Source organism: [Clostridium] fimetarium (assembly GCF_900111235.1).
Taxonomy (GTDB): domain Bacteria; phylum Bacillota; class Clostridia; order Lachnospirales; family Lachnospiraceae; genus Clostridium_N; species Clostridium_N fimetarium.
The window spans coordinates 21684-46192 of sequence record NZ_FOJI01000008.1 but is presented as its reverse complement, the minus strand read 5'-3'; the positions used below and the strand labels follow the sequence as shown (position 1 = coordinate 46192).

Annotated in this window: 21 protein-coding genes; 11 read left to right on the top strand and 10 right to left on the bottom strand. The window is 35.8% G+C overall.

Annotated elements, in window-relative coordinates; translation table 11 throughout:
• Positions 1-70 precede the first annotated feature (70 nt).
• On the top strand, positions 71-1549 hold the full coding sequence (locus BMY18_RS11050; protein WP_092453973.1) for a methyl-accepting chemotaxis protein: 1479 nt from the start codon (positions 71-73) through the stop codon (positions 1547-1549).
• A gap of 165 nt (positions 1550-1714) precedes the next feature.
• Here BMY18_RS11050 and BMY18_RS11045 read toward each other — a convergent pair whose 3' ends face one another.
• From BMY18_RS11045 to hypB, 4 genes are all read right to left on the bottom strand, one after another.
• The gene (locus BMY18_RS11045; protein ID WP_092453971.1) at positions 1715-2398 is read right to left on the bottom strand and encodes a DUF4397 domain-containing protein; all 684 of its coding nucleotides are present in this window, start codon (positions 2396-2398) and stop codon (positions 1715-1717) included.
• 99 nt (positions 2399-2497) lie between these two features.
• Positions 2498-2839: a hydrogenase maturation nickel metallochaperone HypA gene (locus BMY18_RS11040; protein ID WP_092453969.1), complete on the bottom strand. Its 342-nt coding sequence runs from the start codon at positions 2837-2839 to the stop codon at positions 2498-2500.
• A 3-nt stretch (positions 2840-2842) separates the two neighbouring features.
• On the bottom strand, positions 2843-5533 hold the full coding sequence (locus BMY18_RS11035) for an FAD-dependent oxidoreductase (RefSeq protein ID WP_092453968.1): 2691 nt from the start codon (positions 5531-5533) through the stop codon (positions 2843-2845).
• Between the two features lie 160 nt (positions 5534-5693).
• Positions 5694-6365: a hydrogenase nickel incorporation protein HypB gene (hypB, locus tag BMY18_RS11030; RefSeq protein ID WP_092453966.1), complete on the bottom strand. Its 672-nt coding sequence runs from the start codon at positions 6363-6365 to the stop codon at positions 5694-5696.
• Positions 6366-6588: 223 nt separating this feature from the next.
• Here hypB and BMY18_RS11025 point away from each other — a divergent pair, with 223 nt between their 5' ends.
• Entirely contained in the window at positions 6589-7320 is a 732-nt protein-coding gene (locus tag BMY18_RS11025) for a FadR/GntR family transcriptional regulator (protein ID WP_242941020.1), read from the top strand.
• A gap of 113 nt (positions 7321-7433) precedes the next feature.
• On the opposite strand, the gene BMY18_RS11020 is transcribed toward BMY18_RS11025, so the two are convergent.
• The 3 genes from BMY18_RS11020 to BMY18_RS11010 all read right to left on the bottom strand — a co-directional run bounded on the left by BMY18_RS11020 (position 7434) and on the right by BMY18_RS11010 (position 10484).
• Positions 7434-9209 carry an oleate hydratase gene (locus BMY18_RS11020; protein WP_092453962.1) on the bottom strand — a complete coding sequence of 592 codons (1776 nt, stop codon included), beginning with the start codon at positions 9207-9209 and terminating at the stop codon, positions 7434-7436.
• A 146-nt stretch (positions 9210-9355) separates the two neighbouring features.
• On the bottom strand, positions 9356-9913 hold the full coding sequence (locus tag BMY18_RS11015; protein ID WP_092453961.1) for a TetR/AcrR family transcriptional regulator: 558 nt from the start codon (positions 9911-9913) through the stop codon (positions 9356-9358).
• 211 nt (positions 9914-10124) lie between these two features.
• Positions 10125-10484, bottom strand: coding sequence for a winged helix-turn-helix transcriptional regulator (locus tag BMY18_RS11010; protein ID WP_092453959.1), 360 nt, complete (start codon positions 10482-10484; stop codon positions 10125-10127).
• A gap of 140 nt (positions 10485-10624) precedes the next feature.
• Between BMY18_RS11010 and BMY18_RS11005 the strand changes: the two genes are divergently transcribed.
• Entirely contained in the window at positions 10625-11533 is a 909-nt protein-coding gene (locus BMY18_RS11005) for an aldo/keto reductase (RefSeq protein ID WP_092453957.1), read from the top strand.
• Between the two features lie 151 nt (positions 11534-11684).
• On the opposite strand, the gene nagA is transcribed toward BMY18_RS11005, so the two are convergent.
• The gene (gene nagA, locus BMY18_RS11000; RefSeq protein WP_092453954.1) at positions 11685-12782 is read right to left on the bottom strand and encodes an N-acetylglucosamine-6-phosphate deacetylase; all 1098 of its coding nucleotides are present in this window, start codon (positions 12780-12782) and stop codon (positions 11685-11687) included.
• Between the two features lie 99 nt (positions 12783-12881).
• Positions 12882-13625: a glucosamine-6-phosphate deaminase gene (nagB, locus tag BMY18_RS10995; protein WP_092453953.1), complete on the bottom strand. Its 744-nt coding sequence runs from the start codon at positions 13623-13625 to the stop codon at positions 12882-12884.
• Between the two features lie 430 nt (positions 13626-14055).
• On the opposite strand from nagB, the gene BMY18_RS10990 reads away from it, so the two are divergent.
• The 7 genes from BMY18_RS10990 to BMY18_RS10960 all read left to right on the top strand — a co-directional run bounded on the left by BMY18_RS10990 (position 14056) and on the right by BMY18_RS10960 (position 22190).
• A complete protein-coding gene (locus tag BMY18_RS10990; protein WP_092453951.1) occupies positions 14056-14742 on the top strand; it encodes an N-acetylmannosamine-6-phosphate 2-epimerase in 687 nt (228 codons plus the stop codon).
• A gap of 85 nt (positions 14743-14827) precedes the next feature.
• Positions 14828-15709: an ROK family protein gene (locus BMY18_RS10985; protein ID WP_092453949.1), complete on the top strand. Its 882-nt coding sequence runs from the start codon at positions 14828-14830 to the stop codon at positions 15707-15709.
• A 19-nt stretch (positions 15710-15728) separates the two neighbouring features.
• Positions 15729-16544 carry a MurR/RpiR family transcriptional regulator gene (locus tag BMY18_RS10980; RefSeq protein WP_092453947.1) on the top strand — a complete coding sequence of 272 codons (816 nt, stop codon included), beginning with the start codon at positions 15729-15731 and terminating at the stop codon, positions 16542-16544.
• Positions 16545-16603: 59 nt separating this feature from the next.
• Positions 16604-17893 (top strand): transporter, encoded by a 1290-nt coding sequence (locus tag BMY18_RS10975; protein ID WP_092453945.1) that lies wholly within the window; start codon positions 16604-16606, stop codon positions 17891-17893.
• Positions 17894-17974: 81 nt separating this feature from the next.
• Entirely contained in the window at positions 17975-20122 is a 2148-nt protein-coding gene (locus BMY18_RS10970) for a hydantoinase/oxoprolinase family protein (RefSeq protein WP_092453943.1), read from the top strand.
• 33 nt (positions 20123-20155) lie between these two features.
• Complete coding sequence (locus tag BMY18_RS10965; RefSeq protein ID WP_092453941.1) at positions 20156-20812, top strand: hypothetical protein; 657 nt, start codon at positions 20156-20158, stop codon at positions 20810-20812.
• 40 nt (positions 20813-20852) lie between these two features.
• The gene (locus BMY18_RS10960; RefSeq protein ID WP_092453939.1) at positions 20853-22190 is read left to right on the top strand and encodes an FAD-dependent oxidoreductase; all 1338 of its coding nucleotides are present in this window, start codon (positions 20853-20855) and stop codon (positions 22188-22190) included.
• 324 nt (positions 22191-22514) lie between these two features.
• On the opposite strand, the gene BMY18_RS10955 is transcribed toward BMY18_RS10960, so the two are convergent.
• The gene (locus BMY18_RS10955) at positions 22515-23267 is read right to left on the bottom strand and encodes a helix-turn-helix domain-containing protein (RefSeq protein ID WP_092453937.1); all 753 of its coding nucleotides are present in this window, start codon (positions 23265-23267) and stop codon (positions 22515-22517) included.
• 132 nt (positions 23268-23399) lie between these two features.
• Between BMY18_RS10955 and BMY18_RS10950 the strand changes: the two genes are divergently transcribed.
• Positions 23400-24425, top strand: a complete 1026-nt coding sequence (locus BMY18_RS10950; protein WP_092453935.1) for a glycoside hydrolase family 5 protein — start codon at positions 23400-23402, stop codon at positions 24423-24425.
• The last annotated feature ends 84 nt before the right edge of the window (positions 24426-24509 follow it).

Here is a 24509-nt window from a genome sequence, read left to right as displayed (position 1 = left end):
AATAGTGATTTAGAGAATAATTATGCACGTGTATTTAGGGTTGATGTTAAAATTTTAAGGAGATATTTATATGTTAAAAAAGCTAAGTATGAACAAAAGAGCAGAGTTTATAAGCATCATGACTGTTTGGATTGCGGTATTGACAATGATTTTGGTTTCAATAATTGGGTTTGGATTGAATGAGTTTTTTATAACAGTTATTCCATGCTTAATAGTTGGTGGAATTGTAACTGGTTGCTATTTTATTAATATCAATAGCAAAATTAAAGCGTTTATATATGCAGTCATTATATTAATTGCTGGTGTGCAGGGGTTCTTCGCATCTGGAGGACTTGATTCACATTATATTATATTCACATCGATTACTCTAATTTCCTTGTATTTTGCAAAAGAGCTCTTAATCTATTATGGTATTGTGATCAATATAATGCTTGTTGCTTTATTTATTATTATTCCACAGCAAATTGTTGGGGCAGAAGGCAACTGGACAGTATTCTTAAATGAAATGGTATTGATTAATAGTGCCATGGCTTGTCTGTTTTTCTCCACAAAGTGGGGCAATGAACTTATTATTTCAGCAAATAAAAAAGAAGAGGAAGCAGGAAAGTTACTGATAAGATTAAAGGAAACGATGAATAAAGTAGAAAAAAATACATACGTTCTCGACAAAACGATTCAATCAGTAAATAAAAGTATTGATGCCTCACAACAAGCCAGTATCAATATTAACAAAGCAATGCATGAAATGGCAGAAGGAAGTCAACAACAAGCGGAGAATATAAATAACATTAATGATACGATGAGTGCTGCTGTTGCTGATGTAAACATTACAAAAGATATATCAGATAGTATACATGAAGACTCACAGAATATGACGCTCAAGGTTGCAAGTGGTATTCAAAAGATCGAACAAATGGAAAATCAGATGAAGGTTATTAAACATACAGTTAATATGTCTCATTCTACAGTTGATGAGTTACAGCAAAAGATAGAAAGTATTATGGGTTTCCTAGAAAATATAAATCAAATTGCTGAGCAGACCAATCTATTGGCATTAAATGCTGCAATTGAGGCTGCAAGAGCAGGAGAGCAGGGAAAAGGGTTCGCAGTCGTGGCTGAGGAAGTTAGAAAGCTAGCAGATGGAAGCTCAAAGACCGTGAAAGATATCAATAGAGTAATTCAGGAGATTTCGATACAGACAAAAACTACTGTAGATTATTCCATTGATGGAAGCAAAGCCGCAGAAGTAGGTGAAGAGCTAATCAGTGAAGTCTCCTCCTATTTTAGTGAATTTAAAGAGGCTTTTAATAAAACGAATCAATCTTTATTAAAAGAAACAAAAATGATTGAGAAAATATCAAATAGTTTTATTAAAATACAAAATGATATGGAAAACGTAGCTTGTATATCAGAAGAGAATGCGGCCTCAACGCAGGAAGTAGTATCCACAATAGAGTTAGAGAATGATAGTATGCTTTCAATAGGAACATCAATTAAGGAGATTCATACACTCAGTGGTGATTTGAGTTCAATCATTAGTAATTCATAATAGTTATTAAAAAAGTCAGACATCGTAGAATACGATATCTGACTTTTAATGTCTCAATTTTATCTTTACAATTAAGTTTGCTTACACCTTTTCTTAAGCAAAAATTATATTTATTGAAACAAGTGCAAAAGTAGAGATAATGATTGACCATGATTATGACGTGATTTAATATAATAATTTTCCACTTGCTTTTATAGGAGCATCTGTGTTTCCGTCTAACAGTAAAAGTGCTTCTAGCGCTGGCTCTTCACCTGCTAATCCGATGGCGTATACTGTATATATTTTGTTGGGTTGTAGATTAACATCTGGTACTGTCAAAACCACAGTAAGAGTTCCAGCCAATCTAACTTGTAGTGTATAATTGTCAGGCAGAACATTGATATATGATGTTACCTGTTTAAACTCAACATTATTAAATAAAATGGTACCATCTTGTAAAGTAATATCGACTGCAGGCGCATTAGGTGAAAGATGTACAAATTTGATCATAGATTTGTTTCTTTCAATTGGCTCGTTAGAGTCCTTGATCCTAAGAAATTCTATTGCGTTTGATGAGTCTATTACAGCAACAGTTGAGTAGGAATTATTACTAACGGTTAACATATTGGATAAGATAGGAGAATCTTTAGATCCAGCAACATGAAGCGTTATTTTATAGGTGCCTTCTGGTAAGGAAGCATATGTTGAATGATTTCCATAAGCAAGATTCTTTGCAATCATTATATCATTCGCATATACATCTACATTGGGGCCATCTGGTAGTGCGTGCAGTACACGGACATATCCCATTGAAGAAGATTCCATTTCCTGCATAATTGAGTCAGAAAAATAGTTTGAATTATAGTACATAGTTTACCTCATTAAAAAAATACTAATATAATATATGCCATAGCATGCATTATTGTTAATAGTAGATAATTAGGAATCACGTACTAATTATGAGTTATCTCATCTACACACAATTTCCTTAATCATAATGTCATTGCCCTCTAGAATATCCATCTGAGTACTTTCACAGTTGGGGCAACTTAAATCACTGTATACGGCATTAAATACGCGCCCACAGCTGCGGCATTTTACGATACCTGGTATGATGATAAGTTCCAGTTCCGTATTTTCCATAAAGGTCTTATAGGCGGCGGCTGGCCAGCACTGCTCTAGGTACCTAGGTACGATACCTGAGAGTTCACCAACTTCGATGACAAGCTTTTGGACTTCCGTTAAATCCTGTTCATTTATGATTCGTTCAATGGTATGGACCATTGAGTTCAATACGCCAAGTTCATGCATACATCAACCCTTTCCACCAAATCCTTCTTTAATGAGAGTAGAAGCAATTTTTCCGGTACGTACAATTGCATTGGTTGCAATCTTGATAGGAAGCATTTCATAGGTATTGGGAACTGTGTTATAGGTACGTTCCAGGTGTATTGCATCAAATTTACATTTTGTAGTACACATACCGCAGCCAATACATTTATAGCTGTCTATTTCTACGGCACCACAGCCTAAGCAACGCAACGTTTCTTTCTTTAATTGTTCTTCGGTAAACGTATTACGGTCATCTAAGAAACTACCTTTTTTGATTGGAGAATGTCCTGGCATTTGACGTGGAGCTCTATCGTAGTCCTGTAATCCAATTGCAACATTGTTCTTGTCAAAAGCATGGTATTCACGTTTGTCACGTCCATAGACAAGAGATTGCCCTGGTTGTACATAACGATGGATTGATATTGCACCTTCTTTTCCTGCTGCAATTGCGTGGATGGCGAATTTTGGTCCTGTGCAACAATCACCACCGACAAAGATATCTGGTTCTGCTGTTTGGCAGGTTAAATCATCTGCCTTTGCTGTGTTTCCACGTCCTAATTCGACTTTGCTTTCTGCAAGAAGATCACCCCATTGAATAGACTGTCCGATGGAAAGTAGTACGGTATCTGCATTTACGATAATTGTATCGCTTTCATCGTATTTCGGTGCGAAGTGATGTTCTTCGTCAAATACACTGATGCAACGCTTAAATTCCACGCCTGTTACTTTTCCGTTTTCTGTTAGGATTCTTTTTGGACCCCAACCATTATTGAAGGTTACTTTATCTTCTTGTGCTTCTGTAAGTTCTTCTGGTAATGCTGGCATTTCTGCGCGGCTTTCCAGACAGTAAAGCCCAACAGTAGCTGCACCCTCACGCGTTGCAGTACGAGCTACATCGATTGCAACATTTCCACCACCGATAACAACTACATTGCCAGAAAGTTCTTGTTTTCGTCCTAAGTTAACATTACGTAGGAAATCTACACCTGCAACAACACCTTCGCCGTCTTCTCCCTCAATACCAAGACTTCTTCCGCCCTGTGCACCAATTGCAAGATAGAAAGCTTCATAGCCATCTTTTCGGAGTTGACTTATTGTAATATCTTTGCCAATCTCAATCCCTGTTTTAAATGTAACGCCCATTTCGCGTAGAACATCGATTTCTGTATTAAGGACTTCTTTTTCCAAACGAAACGATGGAATTCCAAGTGTTAGCATTCCACCGAGTATTTCTTCTTTCTCAAAAACAGTTACTTCATATCCATCGATTGCAAGATAGTATGCGCAGGAAAGTCCGGCAGGACCGGATCCGATGACTGCAACTTTATTACCAAGGTGGTAACGCATTGGTGGTATGTAACGAATAGAACCGTCTAATTCTTTGTCAGCGATGAATTTCTTGATTTCGTCGATTGCAATCGGTTCGTCAATGTCACCACGTGTACATTCACTTTCACAAGCATGTGGGCAGATACGACCGCAGACTGCAGGAAATGGATTTTCTTTTTTGATTAATTCAAGTGCTTCATGGTAACGTCCCTGAGCAGCCAAACTGATATAACCCTGAACTGAGATATGTGCAGGACAGGCAGTTTTACAAGGGGATGTGCCTTCCTTTGCAACATCTTCGCGGTTCTCACGGTAATCTACATTCCAGTTGCTTTCATTCCACACATGATCACGTGCAGTACGTTCTTCTTTTTCAGGAATAGGGGTTTTCAAACAGAGCTTCTGACCTAACTTTAAGGCATTGCTCGGACAATTTTCTACACACTGCCCACAAGCTACGCAGTCTTCTTTCGTTACTTTGGCTGTAAAGTTGGAACGTATTGCATCGGGAGTATTAAAAAGTGTTGCAAGACGTAAGGAGAAGCAAGAGCAACTACAGCAGTTACAGATTGCTGCAGATTCACCAAGACCGTCCGTATGTGGCATTTCATGCATCAAACCGTTGTCTTCTGCAAATTTCAAGATTTCCTTTGCTTCTTCACGAGTGATTTTACGTCCACGTCCTGTTCGAATATAGTATTCTGCACCATCACCCATTTGAACACAGATATCCTTTTCCAAATGGCCGCAGCCCTCGTCAATTACACGTCTTGACTGGCGGCATGAGCAGTCAGATACGGAGAATGTATCATATTTATCAAGATAGTAGGAGAGATGTTCCCAAGGTTGTGTATTTGGTATATCCTTAATTGACTCTTCAATAGGAATAACGCGCATCATCGCCATACCTTGTGGAAATTTCGCTGCCATTGGAGCTAGACGCAGTCTGGTATACGCTTCAAATGCCTTACCTATTTGTGGAAATGCAGCAAGCTGCTCGCGGTTATTCACCATCATTTCCAGCATACCAGGTGCGAACATATTGACAAAATAGCGATCCTTCTTGTCTTCTTTATCCGTCCATACCTTGGCAACACCGGTATAAGCCAGTAGGTCTAAAATTGATGTAAGTTCTTCTTGACTCTTATCGGAGCGTTTTGCGATATATTCTACAGTACGAGGCTTGCGAAGTCCGATAATCATTGCGATATCGGCCATATCATCTGTTACTACGCAGTCTAGAGAGTAGTATTCCGGAGCGTTTCCATCAATTTTAGTCATGGCACCAGCGATACCACCTACCATTTTTGCTAGTTTTACAATTTTAGGTCTTAATTCACTCATATTTTTCCTCATTTCTGCACTGCATTCTGGGCATATTAAGTTTGTGCAAACGCAGTGCAGGCACAAACCTTGTCATGAACCATTGTCATGAAACCTTGTCATGAAACATATTCATAAAACATATTCAACAAACATTGTCATAATAAAATAAATCCTTGATTTACTCCGCACACCAATTTTTCACTTCGTTACCAAGCCAGTTGATCCATTCCTCCATTCCATCACCGGTAAGAGCGCTGATTGGAATGATTTGTGCGTTTGGATTGCGCAGCTTGATATTAGCCTTACATTTTTCCATGTCGAAATTAAAATACGGCATTACATCTACCTTGTTAATTAGTACAACATCGCAGATAGAGAACATTAGTGGATATTTTAGTGGCTTGTCATCACCTTCTGGGACGGAAAGAATCATCGCATTCCTCGATGCACCAGTATCAAATTCAGCAGGGCATACTAAATTACCTACATTCTCCAAAATCACAAGATCAGTACCGCTTGTATCAAGTCCTTCCAGTCCTTGTCGGGTCATTTCTGCATCAAGATGGCACATACCACCGGTATGAAGCTGGATGACTTTTGCTCCTGTCTGCTGAATCGTGCGAGCATCCACGTCTGAGTCTATATCCGCTTCCATAACACCTATGTTTAAACCGTCCTTTAACGCATTAATTGTGTGCGTTAAAGTTGTAGTTTTGCCTGAACCGGGACTAGACATCAGATTTAAAAGAAAGATCTTTTTTTCCTTTAGTTCTTGGCGAAGTTTCTGAGCTTGTTGGTTGTTGTCATCAAAGACGCTCTTTTTTATTTCTAAAATTTTAAATGGTTCCATGAGTCACGTTCCTTTCATTGTTAGAGTTATTGTGGTAAAACTGTATAATGTTTCTGGTTCAGCCAAATAAATTAGCAGGCTGATAATATAATAATATTCCTATAATATTATTATAGAATATTGTATTAAGACTAGCAATCAAACGAGAAAAAACTGTGGTTTTCACTAATTTTTTCATTGGATTTTAGTAAGATTGTATGATAAAATAATAGTGGATTCTGGTATGACCAGAGCCAGAAATCAGGTGAATGAGATGGAATTTCAAAAACTATGTGCATCGAGCTTAAAAGACATGTTTGTTTGTCAGATCCGTAATCAGATTTTAGCAGGACAGCTCTGTGTTGGAAGTCAGCTTCCTACGGAGCGGGAGATTGCAAAACAGATGCAAGTCAGTCGTTCAGTTGTAAACAGTGGCTTCGCAGAACTTGTGAAACAGGGATTTTTGGAGGTACTTCCAAGAAAAGGAGTATTTGTAGCGGATTACGGTAAGAATGGAAATATCAATACCTTAAATGCCATTATGGAATACCATGGGGATACACTTGGACAATCAGAAATTCACTCAATATTAGAGGTACGCCGTGCACTGGAACATCTGGTCACGGATTCAGTTATAAAAAATGCAACAGATGAGGACATATTTGGGTTAGAAGGGCTATTGGAGGCAATTGCAGGTGCCAAGTCTGTTCCGGAAACAATCGCGGCTACATTTGCTTTCCATCACAGACTTTCAGTCATTAGCGGAAACAGCATCATGCCTTTGATTTATATATCTTTTAAACCAGTTGTGACACAGCTTTGGAAGCGTTTCTGTCTGCACTATGGGAATCTAGCGCTATATGACAATACACTTTGCTTATATAAATGTATGAAAGACCGTGATGCAGAGGCAACTAGAAGATGTACGGACAAGCATATGGATGATGCAATAACTGGAGGGCATCAGATCTTTTAGAGATGTATAATTTTATCAATAAAAAAAGCGACACATTTTCTGTGTCACTTTTTTTATTGTTTGTGATTAATTGAATAACATAACAAGGGATATCAAATTACAAAAAATATCTATCAAATTACATGATATTCCTTTAGTAATTTCTCAATATCGGTACCCTGGACCTTTTTGAGAACTTGTTTCAGTGCAATTTTTTCTATGAAGCCAAGCTTCATATCCGTTATCTTCTTTCCATCACGGATTTGAACGGTAGCATTCAGTAGGTCACGTATGTCGAAAACGCTACCCCAGACTTCGGGCACACCACGGTCAATGTTAAGTAGTTTGTAAACGGCCTCCATACCAGTACGGACTGAATATTCGGTTGTGAAGATTGTGTCTCGGGTTGTTTCCGCAAATTGGCCAAGGAATGCAAAGTTAACGGATCCTTTTGGAACAACATCAGGACGATCTCCAGCGGCTCTAGGCATAAAGAAGGCATCGATATATGGCATCATGCATGGAACTGTGTTGGCACTGTTTTCAGCTAAAGTTTCAATTTCACTTTCGGGAACGCCCATATGATAGAGCCATTCCATACAGATTTCTTTTCCTGTGCATTCACGCATTGTTTTTTTGATATAGTTACCAGGCTTGTCGCTAAATAATCCGTAGATCCAACCAACAAGCTGACCCTTTGGTTGAGAACGAAAATGTGGTTGGCGGTTAAATGTCCAGCTTAAGAGCCAGTTTGAATCCTTCACAGTGACAATACCACCGGTTACAACGCTGCCAGAGAAAGGATCACGCTGACAAATTTTTTCAATATAGGGAGGAATTTTGTCGTCAAGTGTAGTGACAGTGGCACTTTCCCAATTCGTCTGTTCCGGATCGTAACAAAATTTGTCAGGATGGCCAAAAGATGGGTCTTGTGCGGCAATTTTACGCCACATATCCCAACCGCCTCCTAGTTTGATTTCCTTATTGAAAGGAGCAGGCGTATTTTGAGAACCGATTGTTGAATTTTCAACGCAACCTCCATTTGTGATAAAAACAAGGTCATCTTCAGTCAGGTCGATATTTTCTTCCTGTTCATTATTGAGGATAACAATACGTGTCGCTTGTTTTTTCTCTTTTTGAATATCAAATTCAACGTTGACTACTTTGGTGTTGTAATGGAATTGAACATGAAAGCTCTCTAGATATTTGATCATAGGCAGAATCATGGATTCATATTGATTGTATTTTGTGAAACGTAATGCCTTAAAGTCTGGAAGACCACCGATGTGATGAATGAATCGTTTGATATAGAGCTTCATCTCCAGGGCACTATGCCAGTTTTCAAAAGCGAACATTGTACGCCAATACATCCAGAAATTCGAATTTAGAACTTCATCGCTGAATAAATCAGTTATACGCTTGTCGTAAAGGTCTTCGTCAGGTGTGAAGAATAAATGCATGATTTCCATTGAGCCCTTGTCAGAAAGACCGAATTTGCCTTCCATTTCGGCGTCGTCGCCACGATTTACGGTAGCACGCATCAATGAGTAGTTAGGGTCTTTTTTGTTGAGCCAATAATACTCGTCAAGAACGCTGACACCTTGTGTTTCAATTGAAGGAATAGAGCGAAATAGGTCCCACATGCATTCAAAATGGTTATCCATTTCGCGACCGCCTCGCATGATGTAACCGAGTCCTTCATAGTGTGCGCCATCACATGCTCCTCCAGGAATTGGATCTTTTTCCAGAATGTGAATATGGTCACCTTTTAGTTGTCCGTCACGGACTAGATAGCACGCAGCCGTGAGAGCAGCTAGCCCAGAACCCACGATATATGCTGATTTGTGATCTGCATTTTCTGGCTTTACAGGTCGTGAAAATGATTCATAATTACCACTTGAATAATACATAATTAAAACCTCCTTCTGAATAATGTTATGAATTCATTATACATTTTTGTGGGATTAGTACAATAAACAAAAACGTCGTTATGATAAAAGATTTATCATAACGACAAAGTTGTAAAAAAATAATTATTTAACTATTTTAATAGAAGTTACAGATTTGTGAATTTGTTCATTGCTCGTGTAATGTCACCGTGAATCAAAATGTCTAGACGATCAATCATATGCTGTGGATCATCTTTCATATCATTTTTAATCCATTCAAGCATAAGTCCGACAAAAGCGCATTTGTAGAAATTGGCAATGAATTCCTTGTCCTCTTTAAGAACTTGCAGACCAACCGATTTTTCTTCTATAACATCAATCAAAAGGTTAAAGGTTAGCTTGTACAAGTATGTTTCTACATGCTCACGGTTGACAGAATGATATACATTCATTATAAATGGCTTATTGTTAAGGACCACATTAAATATCTGTAGAAACCCTTGCTGCCATGTTTCATAGGTCTTTTTTCCTTCTAGTGCTTTGGTAGCGTCTTCGACGCATGACCATTCAACTAGATCGTAAATGTCTTTAAAATGATAATAGAAGGTCATGCGGTTAATTCCACAGTCATCCGCGATATCAGAAATCGTTATTTTCTCGAGAGGTTTTTGAAGCAATAAGTTTTTCAGAGAGGCCTCAAGCGCCCGCTTTGTGGTTTGTGACATAAAATAACCTCCTATAGTTTTTAATATGATTGTAGTGTAGTATACCATAACCATATAATTTTTCAAAATCATTGAGATTATTGAAATTGTCATACAGATCGAGGGGGAGGCTACAACACAATATGTTTTTGTGAACGGAGAGACGATTATGGATACGAATGAGCTCTACGATTAATTTACTACATTCAGAAAATAGAATTTAGCAGAAGATTTAAAGTGGCATAGTATCATAACCATCCCCATGTAATTCAATGTAGTATTCTCCCCATTTTTCCATCTGCTGCAAAACCGGTAGGAAGTTTAGTCCTTCCTCAGTGAGGCTGTATTCGACACGGGGTGGCATTTCATTATAGGCGGTTCGAATGACGAAATGATCCGATTCCAATTCTTTAAGATGTTGTGTCAGCATTTTTTGAGTTAGGGTCGAGTCATCGAAGGCTTTCTTAAGTTCAGTAAAGCGCATTGTCCCGTATTTTCCTAAAAACCAAATAATAGATAATTTCCATTTCCCTAATATGATTCTTTGTGTTAATAATAAGGGACAACCCTTTTCCCATTCATTGACTTTCATATCAATCTCCTTTAGGCACTTTTTTGTAATCATACCACAAAAAAGTTCCCTATTTCAATCGTATTAATATACAAGTATAATAGAACTAACTGAACAGTATATATTTTATTGTAGTAAATGATTTATGAAAGGATAGAAAAATGAAAAAAGTTAAAATGGGTCATTCCTCCTTAGAAGTATCACTTTTAGGTCTTGGTGCCATTAATTTCGGTACGACAACAGATGAGGCGATAGCATTTGAAATAATGGATAGGTATGTTGAATTAGGGGGTAATTTTATTGATACTGCCAATAACTATGCGATTTGGAATGGTGGGGACGGAAGTGAAAGTGAGAAGACAATTGGCAAATGGCTGAAACAAAGACAAAATAGAGATAAACTGATTGTTTCTACTAAATTAGGAGCGCTTCCAAAAGATATGAATAAAAGAGACTTTTCAAATATGCAAGGGCTCAGTCGAAAGGTTATTTTAGAAGAAGTGAATAAATCTCTTGAGTATCTTAATACAGATTCGATTGATATTCTTTACTTGCATGTGGATGATTATAAAACGCCCCAAGAAGAGACATTAGAGACATTAGATGAACTCATAAAAAAAGGGTGTATCAAAGAAATTGGATGTAGTAATTTTAGAACTTGGCGTATCGAAAGTGCTAGACAAATATGTGAAAAGTACGGTTATCGATTTTTTTGCTCTATTCAGCAACGATTTAGTTATTTAAATCCTACTATTGATGCTCAATTTTCACCACAGGTCGTCTATGATCAAGAATTACAATCCTATATAAACTGGTATAAGGATTTGACACTCGTAGCTTATTCTCCACTTTTAGGCGGACAATATAATACAACTATCATTGAAAATGATGCATACAGAACCTATTACAATGAACAAAAGCTTCAAAAGCTTCTTCAAGAACAAAATGATCCAAATGCGTGGGTTTTAAATTACATAACAAAACAACATGGGGGAAGTGTTACACTGTTGACCACTTCTAACGTTACACATTTGGAGCAAATGATGAAATCAATATGTTGCATATTATGATTTATAAGAAAATATAGTAGCAACGACTGAGTTGTAATTTCATCAAAATATAAATTCTTTAGAGAAGCTAGCAAAATAATTTTATTGAAAAGCTATTTGCAAGTTGATTGAGTAGGTTCTATGAGACTGGAAATTTAAATCGGTTTTATAATTAAATCACACGAATTAAATTCATTTCAGTATCCATAATCACAACATCTCCCCTTTTTCCAACAGAAAGGCTACCAAGTTCGTCATACATACCAATGCTTTTGGCCGGAGTGGCAGTTACCGCTTTGACGGCGTCGGTAAGTGGAATGCCAAAGGAAACTGCATTTCTCATGCAGTCAAAAAGATTTGAGGCGGAACCGGCTAATGTACCATCCTCTAAAACAGCTTTTTTGTCTTGCATATAGACAGTCTGTTTACCTAGTTCATATATGCCATTGGGCATTCCTGTAGCCATCATAGAATCACTAATGAGAATGACACGGTCGCCAAATAATTGAAAGGTGCTTCTGATTACACTTGGATGGATATGGATGCCATCACATATAAGCTCAACAAATGTATCAGCATGGTCAAAGGCGGCACCGATGATTCCAGGTTCTCTGTGGTTATATGGTGGCATGGCGTTGTATAGATGAGTGATGTGATTAGCACCGGCATCCAGTGCGTCCGAAGCTTTGTCGTAGTCAGCTTCGGAATGGCCTAACGATATTGATACCGTATTTTTGAATTCATGAATAAAGGATAATGCATTTTCTGATTCGGGAGCAATTGTTACTAATTTAATTAAATGATTACATGCATTATTTAATTCATAAAAGAATGCACTGTTTGGAGCCGAAATGAATTTGCCATTTTGGGCTCCTTTTTTTGCAGTGGAAATAAATGGACCTTCCATATTGAGACCTACTATTTGTGAGCAGTCTGTTGACATGGGCGTGGATGCACTTTTATATATAGCGATTAGATCTTCTTTTGCTAGAGTCATTGAAGTAGGGCAGAAGGAGGTAATACCATTTTTTCTTAGATATTTTGCAATTGCAATAAGGCCATTCTTGTCGTTGTCGCAAAAATCATGTCCAATGCAACCGTGAGTGTGAATGTCGACTAGCCCGGGAATAATGTAATTGCCGGAAGCGTCAATTTCTGTTATGTCGTTAAGGTCTGCGTAAGATTCTACAATCCTATTATTTTCTATAAACAAATCTTTTTTTTCAAAATTGAAATTTTCAGTGTAAATAAGGCCATTTTTGATAATCATTTTTACTTATCCTCCTAATCCAGTCATTTAAATCAATGATACGAAATTTATTTTAAATCACATTATTTAATTCAAATTATATTACCCCCTTAAATTGCTCTACAATAATCCTTTTTCTTTAATGATTGATAGGGCATCTTCATCTGCTACAATTGTAACATTATTATGAAGTTGAAGAATCGATGCGGGTACAGAAGGTGTTATTGGACCGAATATTGAATTGTAAAGTGCGTCTGCCTTTGATTTTCCAGATGCAATCAGAAGAATCTTTTTCGATTGCATAATGTTTTTGATTCCTGTTGAATAGGCGAAGCGAGGAACATCATCTTCATTTTCGAAGAACCTTGCATTTGACTCTATTGTATTTGGGCTAAGTTTGACGCAGTGAGTTTCTTTTTCAAAAGCTGAATTGGGTTCATTGAAACCAATATGAGCATTTGTTCCAATTCCAAGTAGTTGAAGATCGATATCACCTAAAGATTTAATTACAGTATTGTAACGCTTACATTCAAAGTCAATATCTGTTTCTAGTCCATTTGGAATGTTGGTATTTACAGGCCTGATATTAACCTGATCAAATAGTGTTGTTTTCATAAAATAGGCATAACTTTGAAGATTATTCGGATCCAATCCCTTATATTCATCCAAGTTAACCGTTCTGACAAAAGAAAAATCAAGGTCTCCTTTTTCATACCAGTTGATGAGCTGGAGATATGTTCCGATGGGTGTAGAGCCTGTTGCAAGCCCAAGAACTGCATTTGGCTTCATTATTATCTGGGCAGAAATTATATTTGCAGCTTTTCTACTCATACCATTATAATCATTTGCTGTACAAATTAACATAGTATCATCTTCTTTCATAAGTATTGGCGTTTAGCCTTAAGCTGAGTATAGACAACAATGAATGAATTTTCTATAGAAAAATAAATTTAGAAAGTAGTTTTAGATACTATTGTGAAACATATACAAAATTAAATCGGATAATATTCTGATATATATAACATATGCATAAAAAACATGAAAGTAGATTCCAAAATCATAATCGTATTGAAATTAGTTGCAAAATAGATTATATTGATGGAAAGAAACTACAATCAATACAAGTCAGTTGAAAATAATAGAAATTAACAAGCTGATATGACTGAAAAAATAATACAAAGATGTATCAGGTTGAAAGAAAATAAAGACAGAGGAGCCATGCAGATAATTATTCTTTCAACTTTTTATTTTAATAGTATCACAATAACTGATTGTGATACGCATGGGAATTGATATGAAAAAAGATATATCTACGTTGGAAGGAAAACTGATAGTATCCTGCCAAGCACTTGAAACAGAACCACTTCATTCATCATTTATTATGGGAAGAATGGCAATCGCAGCAAAAGAAGGTGGCGCTTATGGGATAAGAGCGAATTCAGTTGAAGATATTGGTGAAATTAAAGATAAAGTAAATCTGCCAATCATTGGAATTATCAAAAGAGACTATCAGGATAGTCAAATATATATTACCCCAACAATGAAAGAGGTTGATGAATTGATGAAAGTCGAACCTGATTTGCTTGCAGTTGATGCGACAAATAGATTAAGACCCAGTAATCTGACACTTGACGACTTTTATAAGCAGATAAGAGATAAATACCCAGATCAGAGTTTGCTTGCAGATTGTTCGACTATTGAAGAAGCAATACATGCAGATAAATTAGGCTTTGATTTTATAGGAACAACACTGGTTGGCTATACTGATTATAGCAAAAATTTAAAAATCGAAAATAATGATTTTGAAATAATAAGAACCATTCTTAGCAAGGTAAAAGGAAAAGTGATTGCAGAAGGAAATATTGATACTCCACAAAAAGCGAAAAGGGTGATAGAAATTGGATGTTATAGCGTGGTAGTAGGCAGTGCAATAACAAGACCACAGCTTATCACTAAAAAATTTGCAGAAGCATTGAATTAAGAAATGATAAGAATTTAGAGGTAATAACGATTAAAAAGTTCTGTTAAGAAACTATATAACAATAAGCAATAGTCAAGGAGTTCATATGAAAAAATATATCTCATTTGATATTGGTGGAACAATGATTAAATATGGAATCATGAATGAACATGGTGAAATAGTTGAAAATCATGAAACACCAACCGAAGCCAGAGGCGGCGGACCGCACATAATGCAAAAAGTGCGGGAGTTAATTGAACTAAATATAAGAGAATATTCATTGTCTGGAATTTGTATTGCGACAGCGGGTATGGTAGACCACCTAAATGGAAAAATAATTTATGCAAATGATAGTATTCCTAATTACACTGGAATTGAGATAAAAAAGATATTAGAAGCCCAGTTTCATATACCATGTGAAGTTGAAAATGATGTATCTTGTGCAGGGTTGTCCGAACAGCTAATAGGCGCATCAAAAGGCAGTAAAGTTAGCCTATGTCTGACGATAGGAACTGGAATTGGAGGTTGTATTATCATTGATAATAAAATTTTCCACGGCGCATTTCACAGTGCAGGTGAAGTTGGATATATGAATATGAATGGTTCAAATTTTCAGAAAACAGCTTCAACTAGTGCACTTGTTAGTAAAGTGGCATCGTTAAAGGCATGTGACATTAAAGAATTAAATGGTATTAAAATTTTTGAAATGGCACAGACAGGCGATAGCATATGCATGGATGCCATAGATGAGTTTTGTGATAACTTAGGGTATGGAATAGCAAATATTTGTTATGTTATAAATCCAGAGGTAGTAGTTTTAGGTGGAGGTATTACGAAACAAAAGGAATACCTTTATGAGCGTATTAGAAAAAGTATGGATAAATATTTAATAGAAGAAGTTGGGAAAAAAATAAAATTAGTTTTTGCAGAAAATGGAAATCAAGCTGGAATTTTAGGAGCATATCTTAATTTTAAAAATAATAATTGAAGACAAGTTTAGGGGAAAAATGAAAGAATATGAGAAAAGTGTAATTCCAATAATTGAATCATGTTACGATGACTTTACAAATGTAGAAAAAACAATTGCTGATTTTTTTATTTCAAATAAAAAAGAAGTGGATTTTTCATCAAAAGAAATAGCAAAAAGCCTGTTCATTTCAGAGGCATCATTATCACGATTTTCCAAAAAGATTGGTTACTTGGGGTATCGTGAATTTATATACCACTACCAAGAGCATTTTATGGAAGAGGAAGTGAAAGTTGAGGAGTATACAAAGGAGGTGCTGAATACTTATCAGGAGTTATTGAATAAAAGTTATAACCTGATAAATAATGACCAGATTAAACGAGTTACAAAGCTTATCGCAACGAAAAGAAGGGTTTACGTTTATGGAATGGGAAGTTCTGGGTTGGCTGCACAGGAATTCAAAATGCGGTTTATGAGAATTGGCGTAGATGTTGAATCAATTACAGATGCACATTTGCTTATGATGAATTCAGTGAGACTTGACAAAGATTCTCTTGTGATTGGAATCAGCATAAGTGGAATAACAAAAGAAGTAATATCAGCAATGGAGAGTGCAAGAGAGAAAGAGGCAACGACGATTTTGCTTACATCAAAAAACAGCAGTGAATACTTATTAAAATTTGATGAGGTAATACTAGCATCAGTGAAGAAGAATTTAGAATATGGAAATGTGATTTCTCCTCAATTTCCTGTACTTATTATCATGGATATTATATATGCCAATTATATTCAAGAGGATAGAAAAAATAGAGAGGCGATATACGATTCCACTTTAAACGCAATTTTAGATAGGTAGTAGTAAAAATGATTTGTATGATTTAATCAATTAAAATAAAAGAAAGCAGGAGTGTTATTATGGGAAATGTTATTAATGTTCAAGTAGTTTTGATTTTATTAGTTTTTATCGGAGCCATCATTTTAATGATGACAAAAAAATTGCCAGCGATATTGGCACTACCAATTTTAGGCATTGTAATTGCAGTGATTGCAGGAGTTCCGTTTAGATCCCCTGCGGGAACTGGCGGACAGACCATTATGGCTTTTGTCATTGCATCAGGTTCAGCAAAATTAGCAAGTACGATTATGGCAACAATTTTTGGATCGATCTTTGCAAAGATTATTCAAAAACAGGGGATTGCAGATGCAATCATCAGAAAAGCTGCAGAGATGGCAGGAGATAAGCCAGTTGCAATAGCAGTTGTACTCACAGCAGCAACGGCAGTTATATTTACCGCAATCAGTGGAGCTGGTCCTGTTATCATGGTTTCAACAATCGTCATTCCATTGCTCCTTTCAGCTGGTGTGGCACCAGTTGTTTCGGCAAGTCTTGTACTTATGGGACTTAGTATTGGTTTATTATTTAACGTAGCAAATTATCAGATGTACATAGATACAATTGGTATGGATATTGGATTGATTAAATCAACCTCATTAATCATGGGTGCAATCAGTGCGGTTGTAACATTGATTTATATCTTTATAAATGTAAAACAAAAATCAGTAAGAAGTTCATGGGCAGTTCCAGAAAAGGAAGCACCAAAGAAGGTAAATGTTGTTGCAATGCTTTCACCACTTGTACCCATTATATTAGTATTTGCACTGAAGTTTAATGCAGAAACAAGTTTACTTGTAGCAATTGTATTTACAACACTTGTTACCTCACCAAAGAAGATTATTCAGGTTATTTCAAATGGAGTTGTTGAAGGAACGAAGGATGTAGCCGGCGTAATCGGCTTGATGATGGGTATTGGTATACTCTTAAATGGTGTGACATCAACATATACAACTGCATTGATGCAACCACTTATTAAGGCAGTTTTGCCTACATCACCAGTCGCATATGTTATTATGTTTGCAGTATTGTCACCATTGGCTTTATATAGAGGCCCATTAAACATGTATGGTTTAGGTTCAGGAATCGCAAATATTTTGTTGGCAGCAGGAACAATGAATCCAGCAGCAATCGGAATGGCACTTAGAAGTACAAGTATTGTTCAGTGTGTATCAGATCCAACTAATACACAGAATGTAATTACTGCTGATTTTGCAAAAGTTGATGTAAATGAAATATTGAAATCAACACTACCATATACAATGGTTATTGCATTGATTACATTGGTTTATACAGCAATTTTTATATATTAGATTAAATGTTATAGAGAAGAAAGTACACAAGATTTGTGCCATAGGCACAAATCTTGAAATGTACGGGAATGGAGAAAAAGTATGAAAAATAAAGTGAGACTTGGTATTGATGTCGGTGGAACATTTACAGATGCAGTTGTCATTGACAATCAGACTTATGAGGTAATTGCAAAAGCAAAAGTCCCAACTACACATCATGCAAAACAGGGCGTTGCATTGGGAATTGTTGAGGCAATCAATAAAGTCCTAACAGAAAATAATATTGATCCAGAAGATGTGATTTTTATAGCACACGGAACAACACAGGCAACAAATGCATTACTTGAAGGGGATGTCGCTAAAGTAGGCGTACTCGGAATGGGGACTGGATTTGAAGCTGGAAAAGCAAAAACCGAAACAACCGTTGGCAATATAGAACTTGCACCAGGAAAATTTCTGTATACGACTCATACTTTTTTAGATTCTTCAAAATTAACAGAAAATAATATGCAGGAGAGTATAAATACGCTAATTGAGAGTGAAGCACAGGTGGTTGTGGCTTCGGAAGCATATTCGGTTGATAATCCAGAAAATGAAAAGAAAGTCATTGAAGCTGCAAATAAAAACGCAATTTTGGCAACTGGTGGATATGAAATATCACAGCTATATGGTCTTCAGGCAAGAACTAGAACTGCAGTTGTAAATGCTGCATTAATTCCTAAAATGATGGAAACTGCCAATATGACTGAAAAATCTGTCAGAGAGGCAAATATTAAAAAGCCATTAATGATCATGCGCTGTGACGGTGGAGTAATGAGCGTTGATGAAGTTAGAAAAAGGCCGATATTAACAATGCTATCCGGACTCGCAGCAGGGGTTGCTGGAGCACTTATGTATGAAAAGATAACGGATGGCATTTTCCTTGAAGTTGGTGGAACATCAACAGATATTTCAGCAATCAAAGATGGTAAAGTAATGATAAAAAATGCTCAGGTAGGTGGAAGAAAACTGTATCTTACATCACTGGATGTAAGAACACTAGGAATTGCCGGCGGTAGTATGATTGTAATGGAACACGGGAAAATTTCAGATGTAGGTCCAAGATCTGCGCATATTGCTGATATGGGATATGAAGTTTTTGCCGACGAAAGTAATATGATTAACCCAAAATTGAAATTGATTGCACCTAGAGAAGATGATGTTGCAAATTATGTGGTTGTTGAATGTGATGGTCAAAAATCGTATGCGCTTACATTGGCTGGTGCAGCAAATATTCTTGGATATGTTCCAGAGAGTGATTATGCTCATGGTAATGCGTTAGTAGCAACAAAGGCGTGGGCAGTATTGGCTGAAAAAGCTGGTGTTACGGTTGAAGAAGCATGTCAGCAGACAATGAACATTGCAATAAAAAAAATATCAGTAATTGTAGAAGACTTAATTAAAGATTATGATTTAAATAAAAACCTGATTTACCTAGTAGGTGGCGGTGGTTCTGCATCTGTAGTAACTCCCTTTCTAGGTGAAAAGCTTGGAATAAGGCAAAAAATAGCAAAAAATGCACCATATATCTCGACAATTGGAGTTGCACTTGCCCTTGTAAGAGAACAAATCGAACGTAATGTGACAAATCCAACCCACGAAGATATTAGAAAAATCAGAAGTGATATTATGGAAATTGTAACAAAAGCTGGTGCAAATCCTGATACAGTTGAGATAGCAATAGAAATTGATAGTCAGAAAAGTATTCTTCGTGCAATTGCAACAGGTGCAACAGAACTGCGTACAAAAGATTTGAATTCACAAACAAAAACAATAGATGAGATTATTGATATTGTTCAAGATTCAGCGCAGGTTGAAAAAAATGTAATTAGTTATGTTGCAACAATAGGTCGTTGGCACGCATTTGAAGTGAAAAAGATTTCAAAAGCCATTTTTGGATTGATTAGAACTAAGAAGAATTTGGTTCGTATTGTAGATGAAGAAGGGGTTATCAGACTTCAAAAGAACAATGCAAAACTGATTATCATGAATAAAACTGACCTTTTGAAAAAGTATGTCGAATTTATCGATGATATGACACAATATACAGATGCAGGGGCCACACTTCCAAAAGCATATTTGTTTTTTAAACAGAAGATGGTTGACTTGAGTGGTGTAGTAAGTCAGGAACAGTTACTTTCTTTAGCACAGATGGAATTAGAATTCATTGGTGAAAATGATAAGATAATTGCAGTTGCAGCAAAAGATTGATGGTGAGGTGTCTTGCAAAAGCAGGCCACAGGAATGGCGACAAGTATGAATAATCTTGAAGATATTTCAGATGAATTGATGGGTTATAGTGAGTTAAAGCAAGATATTATATTTCAATATATATCCAAAGCAGACAAAAAATCCTATATTCAAAATAGCATTAATATTGGGAAAAGTGCAGTTTTGCTCTATAATGAAAGAAAACTATATCAGATTCTTCAAGAAAATGGAGTTGTGGTTGTAATGCATAATGATTGTGAGTCTGAATATATACATTCGCAGATATATTATGATGATAATATAAAGAAAATTGACATTTATTTAAAATCTTTAAGAAAAATACAGGAAGCAATGAAATGGATTCAATATGATATTTCAATGAAGGAACTGGTTGAGATACATTTAGCTCATGAATTTTATCATTTTCATGAATTTTCTAACAACTGTAGAACTGAGGAAATGCTTAAACCTGTAAAATATAGGATATTTGGTGTAATGAACAGAAAATCGAATGTTCATAGAACATCTGAAATAGCAGCACATATATTTGCAAAATATAGTTGTGATTTTAATATACATCCAAAGGTAATGGATTATGTGCTTATGGAATATCAGGAAAAAAGAAATCAGAGTGCAATTTTTGATAGAATGGATTTGATGCAATGTGAGCTTGATGCAGTGTGCGTTTGATGTAGGATGAATTTGAACACGTAAAGGAGCTAGGAAGACAATGAGAAATTGTATTAAATATAACGATAAGGACATAAAAATATTAGGTGGATATGATACTGTTGTCGTTGGTGGTGGAAGTGCAGGTGCATCTGCGGCAATAAGTGCGGCCAAGGGCGGAACCAAAACATTGATTATTGAGAAGCAAATTTCACTTGGTGGAACATCGACAAATGCACTTGTTAGCCCAATGATGCCATCCTATGTTGAACACTTTGAAAACTTTTATGAAATCGAAAGAAAGTTAATTGAAAAAGGATGCGCAACAAGAGATTCGATTACAGAATATGTATGGTTTAATCCGGAAGTTATGGCTGAAATTTTAGAAGAAATGTACATAGGATTTGGTGGAGATATTTTATATGATACTGTATTGATTGATTGCATAAAAGAAAACAATGTTATAAAATACCTAATACTCATGACAGTGGAAGGTATAACTGCCGTTGAAGGTCGTAATTTTATTGATGCTAGTGGTGATGCCATTCTTACAAGATTAGCCAGTGTTGAAACTACTTCAGGTGATGAAGATGGTAATAATCAAATGAGTTCCTTGCGATTTGAGGTCGGCGGAATTAATGTGGATAAATACCGTGAATACTGTATTTCTTTAAATGATGAGTTTTCACCTTTGAAAACAGGATATTTTTTTGAATCTGCAATGGTAAAAGGAAAGAAATTCAAGCTTGAACCAATCTTTCAGAAAGGTGTTGAGGAAGGAATATTGAAAAATGAGGATTTAAGATATTATCAATGTTTTTCGCTCCCACTAAAAGAAGGTTGTATGACATTTAACTGTCCTCACATCTCTACACTTACAAATAATACAAGTGTAATTAACCGTTCAAAAGCGATAATAGAAGGTCGTCAGATGATTCACAGACTTGTAGGCTTTCTTAAAACATATATGCCAGGATTTGAAAACTGTTTTCTTGCAAGGGAAGCTTCTATGCTTGGAATCAGAGAATCATATAGGCTTGTAGGGAAATATGTTTTAACCGAAGAAGACTACATTAATAGGGAACACTTTGAAGATGGAATTGCAAAGGGAGATTGGTATATAGATGTTCATTCGGCAAGCAAAGGACTTGTGCATATGGATAAGTTCAAGCCAGGTGAATATTATGAAATACCATACCGTTCGTTAATCAATAGCAGTGTATCAAATCTCATAACCGTAGGAAGATGCATTTCAACCACTTTTCTAATGCAGGCAAGTGTAAGAATACTCCCGACCGTCATCGATATGGGTCAGATAGCCGGTGAAGCATGTGTTTATGCAAAAAAATATGGAATTATTCTAAATGAATTAAATGGAAGCAAATTAAGAAAATTTTAGAATATTGATAACAACAGAACAAAGAATCATTTTTTACATAGTCAAGTTGAGGCTTGTGTATTCAATTGTCTATTGTATTGTTTGCTTGTTAGAAGAGTATTATGAAAATCCAATATTATGGAGATTCAATAATACTCTTTATTTTATTGAGTTTGTAAGTCTTAATATAGAAAATATAAGCGTATTTTATAATTTGACTATACAAGAAAGGAAAACTACCCAAAGGATTCTTTACAGATAACTTATTTACCGTCAGGCTAAAATGTTGATATATGTCATTAAGATAGTAGTAGGAGAAATCAATCGTTGTGAAAATAATTATGATTATTGGATCCAGTTCTTCCTATAATTAATTTTTCTATAGATGCTAGGCGTTAAGTTGGTATGTTTTTTAAAGACTTGAATAAAGTAACTATGCGATGAAAATGCCAGATAATTAGCAATATCTACGCAGGAATAGTCCGAGTATTTTAACATATTTTCTGCAACTTCAATTTTTTTGCTTTGAATGTATTCACCAATGGTCGTGCTTGTTTCTTTTTTAAACAATTTCGATAAATAAGTTTCGTTTATGTGAATGGAATCAGCAATCTGACGAATGGTAATGGATTCATTGAGGTGCTCAAATATGTAATCAAGGCTTTTGATGATGTGTTTTGAAAAGAATTTTTCTTTACGTAAAGAATTCATTCTGGATGCAAAGTCAAAAGACACCTCTTTGTGTATTTTTTTCAATTCTTGATAGTTTGAAGCTTTATCTGCTTTTTGGATATACAGGTCGCTTAGTGTATAAGCAGTTTCACTATCCATGCCACCTTCAATACAGAAGCGTGTTATCATTGCAATGGTTACAATTACATGATAAAGAAGATTCCGCTTAGGATTATTGGAAAGTACGCCATTTTCTGGTTTATCTATAAAAGTAAATTCTTCTTCCATTTCATGTAATGCTTTTACATTGCCCTCTTTTACCAGACTATAAAAAGCAAGTTCCTTTTCATAGACAGGATGTTTTGTTTGAAATTCTCTTTGCAAAAAAAGCAGAGAAGCCAATTTCTGATTCATATTTTCGGACATTTGGTATCCTCCTTTCTAAGAATTTCATGCCATGATATTGACATATATACCAGAATAGTGATATTTATCTTATATTATACATGATAAAATTAGGTTTGTGAAGAAAAATAAACATCTAGAGGAGGATAATAAATGAGACAATTTGAAGGCTTTCAAAAGGGAGTTAATTTAGGTGGATGGTTATCGCAGTGTAAGCCTGCGAAAAAGCATTACGATACCTTTATTCAAGAAGAGGATATTGCAAAGATTGCAGAGTGGGGATTAGATCATATCCGAGTTCCAGTTGATTATGAATTGATTCAGGAAGAAGATGGAACTTATATAGAAGAAGGGTTTTCATATATTGATACTTGCATCGAGTGGTGTAGAAAATATCATTTAAATATGGTATTAGATCTTCATAAGACCAAGGGGTATTCCTTTGATTTCCAAGAAAACGAGAACGGATTTTTTGAGAATGAAGCATTACAAATTCGGTTTGTAAATCTATGGAAAGAACTTACCAGACGTTATGGAAAACTGGGGGATATGTTAGCATTTGAACTGTTAAATGAAGTAGTGGACCCTAATGTAGCTCAGCTTTGGAATAAGATTATCCGGCTAACAATTGAAGAAATCCGTAAAATATCGAAGAAAAATTATATCATTGTTGGTGGTGTGTGCAATAATAGTGTGACAAAGGTTAAGTTGCTAGACGCTCCGTATGATGAGAATGTCATATATAATTTTCATTGCTATGATCCTTTGATTTTCACGCATCAATCAGCAAACTGGGTTTTAAATATGCCTTCTGATTTTCATATTTCATATCCAGATTCATTGGGCGTTTATCAGGAGGCTGGTAAAATGATTGATGGTTCATTTAATGAGTGTTTATATGTGGATGGTGTGAATGCACTTGGGCAGTCATTTTTTGAAGCGATATTTAAAGAGGCTATTAAAAAGGCGGAGGATAATGATGCGATGCTATATTGCGGAGAATATGGAGTGATCAATCAGGCTCCATTAGACAGTACAATAAAGTGGTATCAGGACATTCATGCAGTTTTTGAAAAGTATGGGATTGGACGAGCAGCTTGGAGTTATAAGGAAATGGATTTTGGAATTACTGAAAAACACTATGAAACAATTAAGGAAGAGTTGATAGCTTTATTATAAAGATACTTTCATAAGATTAATTAGTAGTTGTATATTTTGTGACATGTTGATATTATTTTGATTAATGAAGTGTTTGCTTTTTAC

Coding starts and splice junctions, on each gene's coding strand:
- BMY18_RS11050 (WP_092453973.1), top strand. CDS start 71: ATGTTAAAAAAGCTAAGTATGAACAAAAGAGCAGAGTTTATAAGCATC.
- BMY18_RS11045 (WP_092453971.1), bottom strand. CDS start 2,398: ATGTACTATAATTCAAACTATTTTTCTGACTCAATTATGCAGGAAATG.
- BMY18_RS11040 (WP_092453969.1), bottom strand. CDS start 2,839: ATGCATGAACTTGGCGTATTGAACTCAATGGTCCATACCATTGAACGA.
- BMY18_RS11035 (WP_092453968.1), bottom strand. CDS start 5,533: ATGAGTGAATTAAGACCTAAAATTGTAAAACTAGCAAAAATGGTAGGT.
- hypB (WP_092453966.1), bottom strand. CDS start 6,365: ATGGAACCATTTAAAATTTTAGAAATAAAAAAGAGCGTCTTTGATGAC.
- BMY18_RS11025 (WP_242941020.1), top strand. CDS start 6,589: ATGACCAGAGCCAGAAATCAGGTGAATGAGATGGAATTTCAAAAACTA.
- BMY18_RS11020 (WP_092453962.1), bottom strand. CDS start 9,209: ATGTATTATTCAAGTGGTAATTATGAATCATTTTCACGACCTGTAAAG.
- BMY18_RS11015 (WP_092453961.1), bottom strand. CDS start 9,913: ATGTCACAAACCACAAAGCGGGCGCTTGAGGCCTCTCTGAAAAACTTA.
- BMY18_RS11010 (WP_092453959.1), bottom strand. CDS start 10,484: ATGAAAGTCAATGAATGGGAAAAGGGTTGTCCCTTATTATTAACACAA.
- BMY18_RS11005 (WP_092453957.1), top strand. CDS start 10,625: ATGAAAAAAGTTAAAATGGGTCATTCCTCCTTAGAAGTATCACTTTTA.
- nagA (WP_092453954.1), bottom strand. CDS start 12,782: ATGATTATCAAAAATGGCCTTATTTACACTGAAAATTTCAATTTTGAA.
- nagB (WP_092453953.1), bottom strand. CDS start 13,625: ATGTTAATTTGTACAGCAAATGATTATAATGGTATGAGTAGAAAAGCT.
- BMY18_RS10990 (WP_092453951.1), top strand. CDS start 14,056: ATGAAAAAAGATATATCTACGTTGGAAGGAAAACTGATAGTATCCTGC.
- BMY18_RS10985 (WP_092453949.1), top strand. CDS start 14,828: ATGAAAAAATATATCTCATTTGATATTGGTGGAACAATGATTAAATAT.
- BMY18_RS10980 (WP_092453947.1), top strand. CDS start 15,729: ATGAAAGAATATGAGAAAAGTGTAATTCCAATAATTGAATCATGTTAC.
- BMY18_RS10975 (WP_092453945.1), top strand. CDS start 16,604: ATGGGAAATGTTATTAATGTTCAAGTAGTTTTGATTTTATTAGTTTTT.
- BMY18_RS10970 (WP_092453943.1), top strand. CDS start 17,975: ATGAAAAATAAAGTGAGACTTGGTATTGATGTCGGTGGAACATTTACA.
- BMY18_RS10965 (WP_092453941.1), top strand. CDS start 20,156: ATGGCGACAAGTATGAATAATCTTGAAGATATTTCAGATGAATTGATG.
- BMY18_RS10960 (WP_092453939.1), top strand. CDS start 20,853: ATGAGAAATTGTATTAAATATAACGATAAGGACATAAAAATATTAGGT.
- BMY18_RS10955 (WP_092453937.1), bottom strand. CDS start 23,267: ATGTCCGAAAATATGAATCAGAAATTGGCTTCTCTGCTTTTTTTGCAA.
- BMY18_RS10950 (WP_092453935.1), top strand. CDS start 23,400: ATGAGACAATTTGAAGGCTTTCAAAAGGGAGTTAATTTAGGTGGATGG.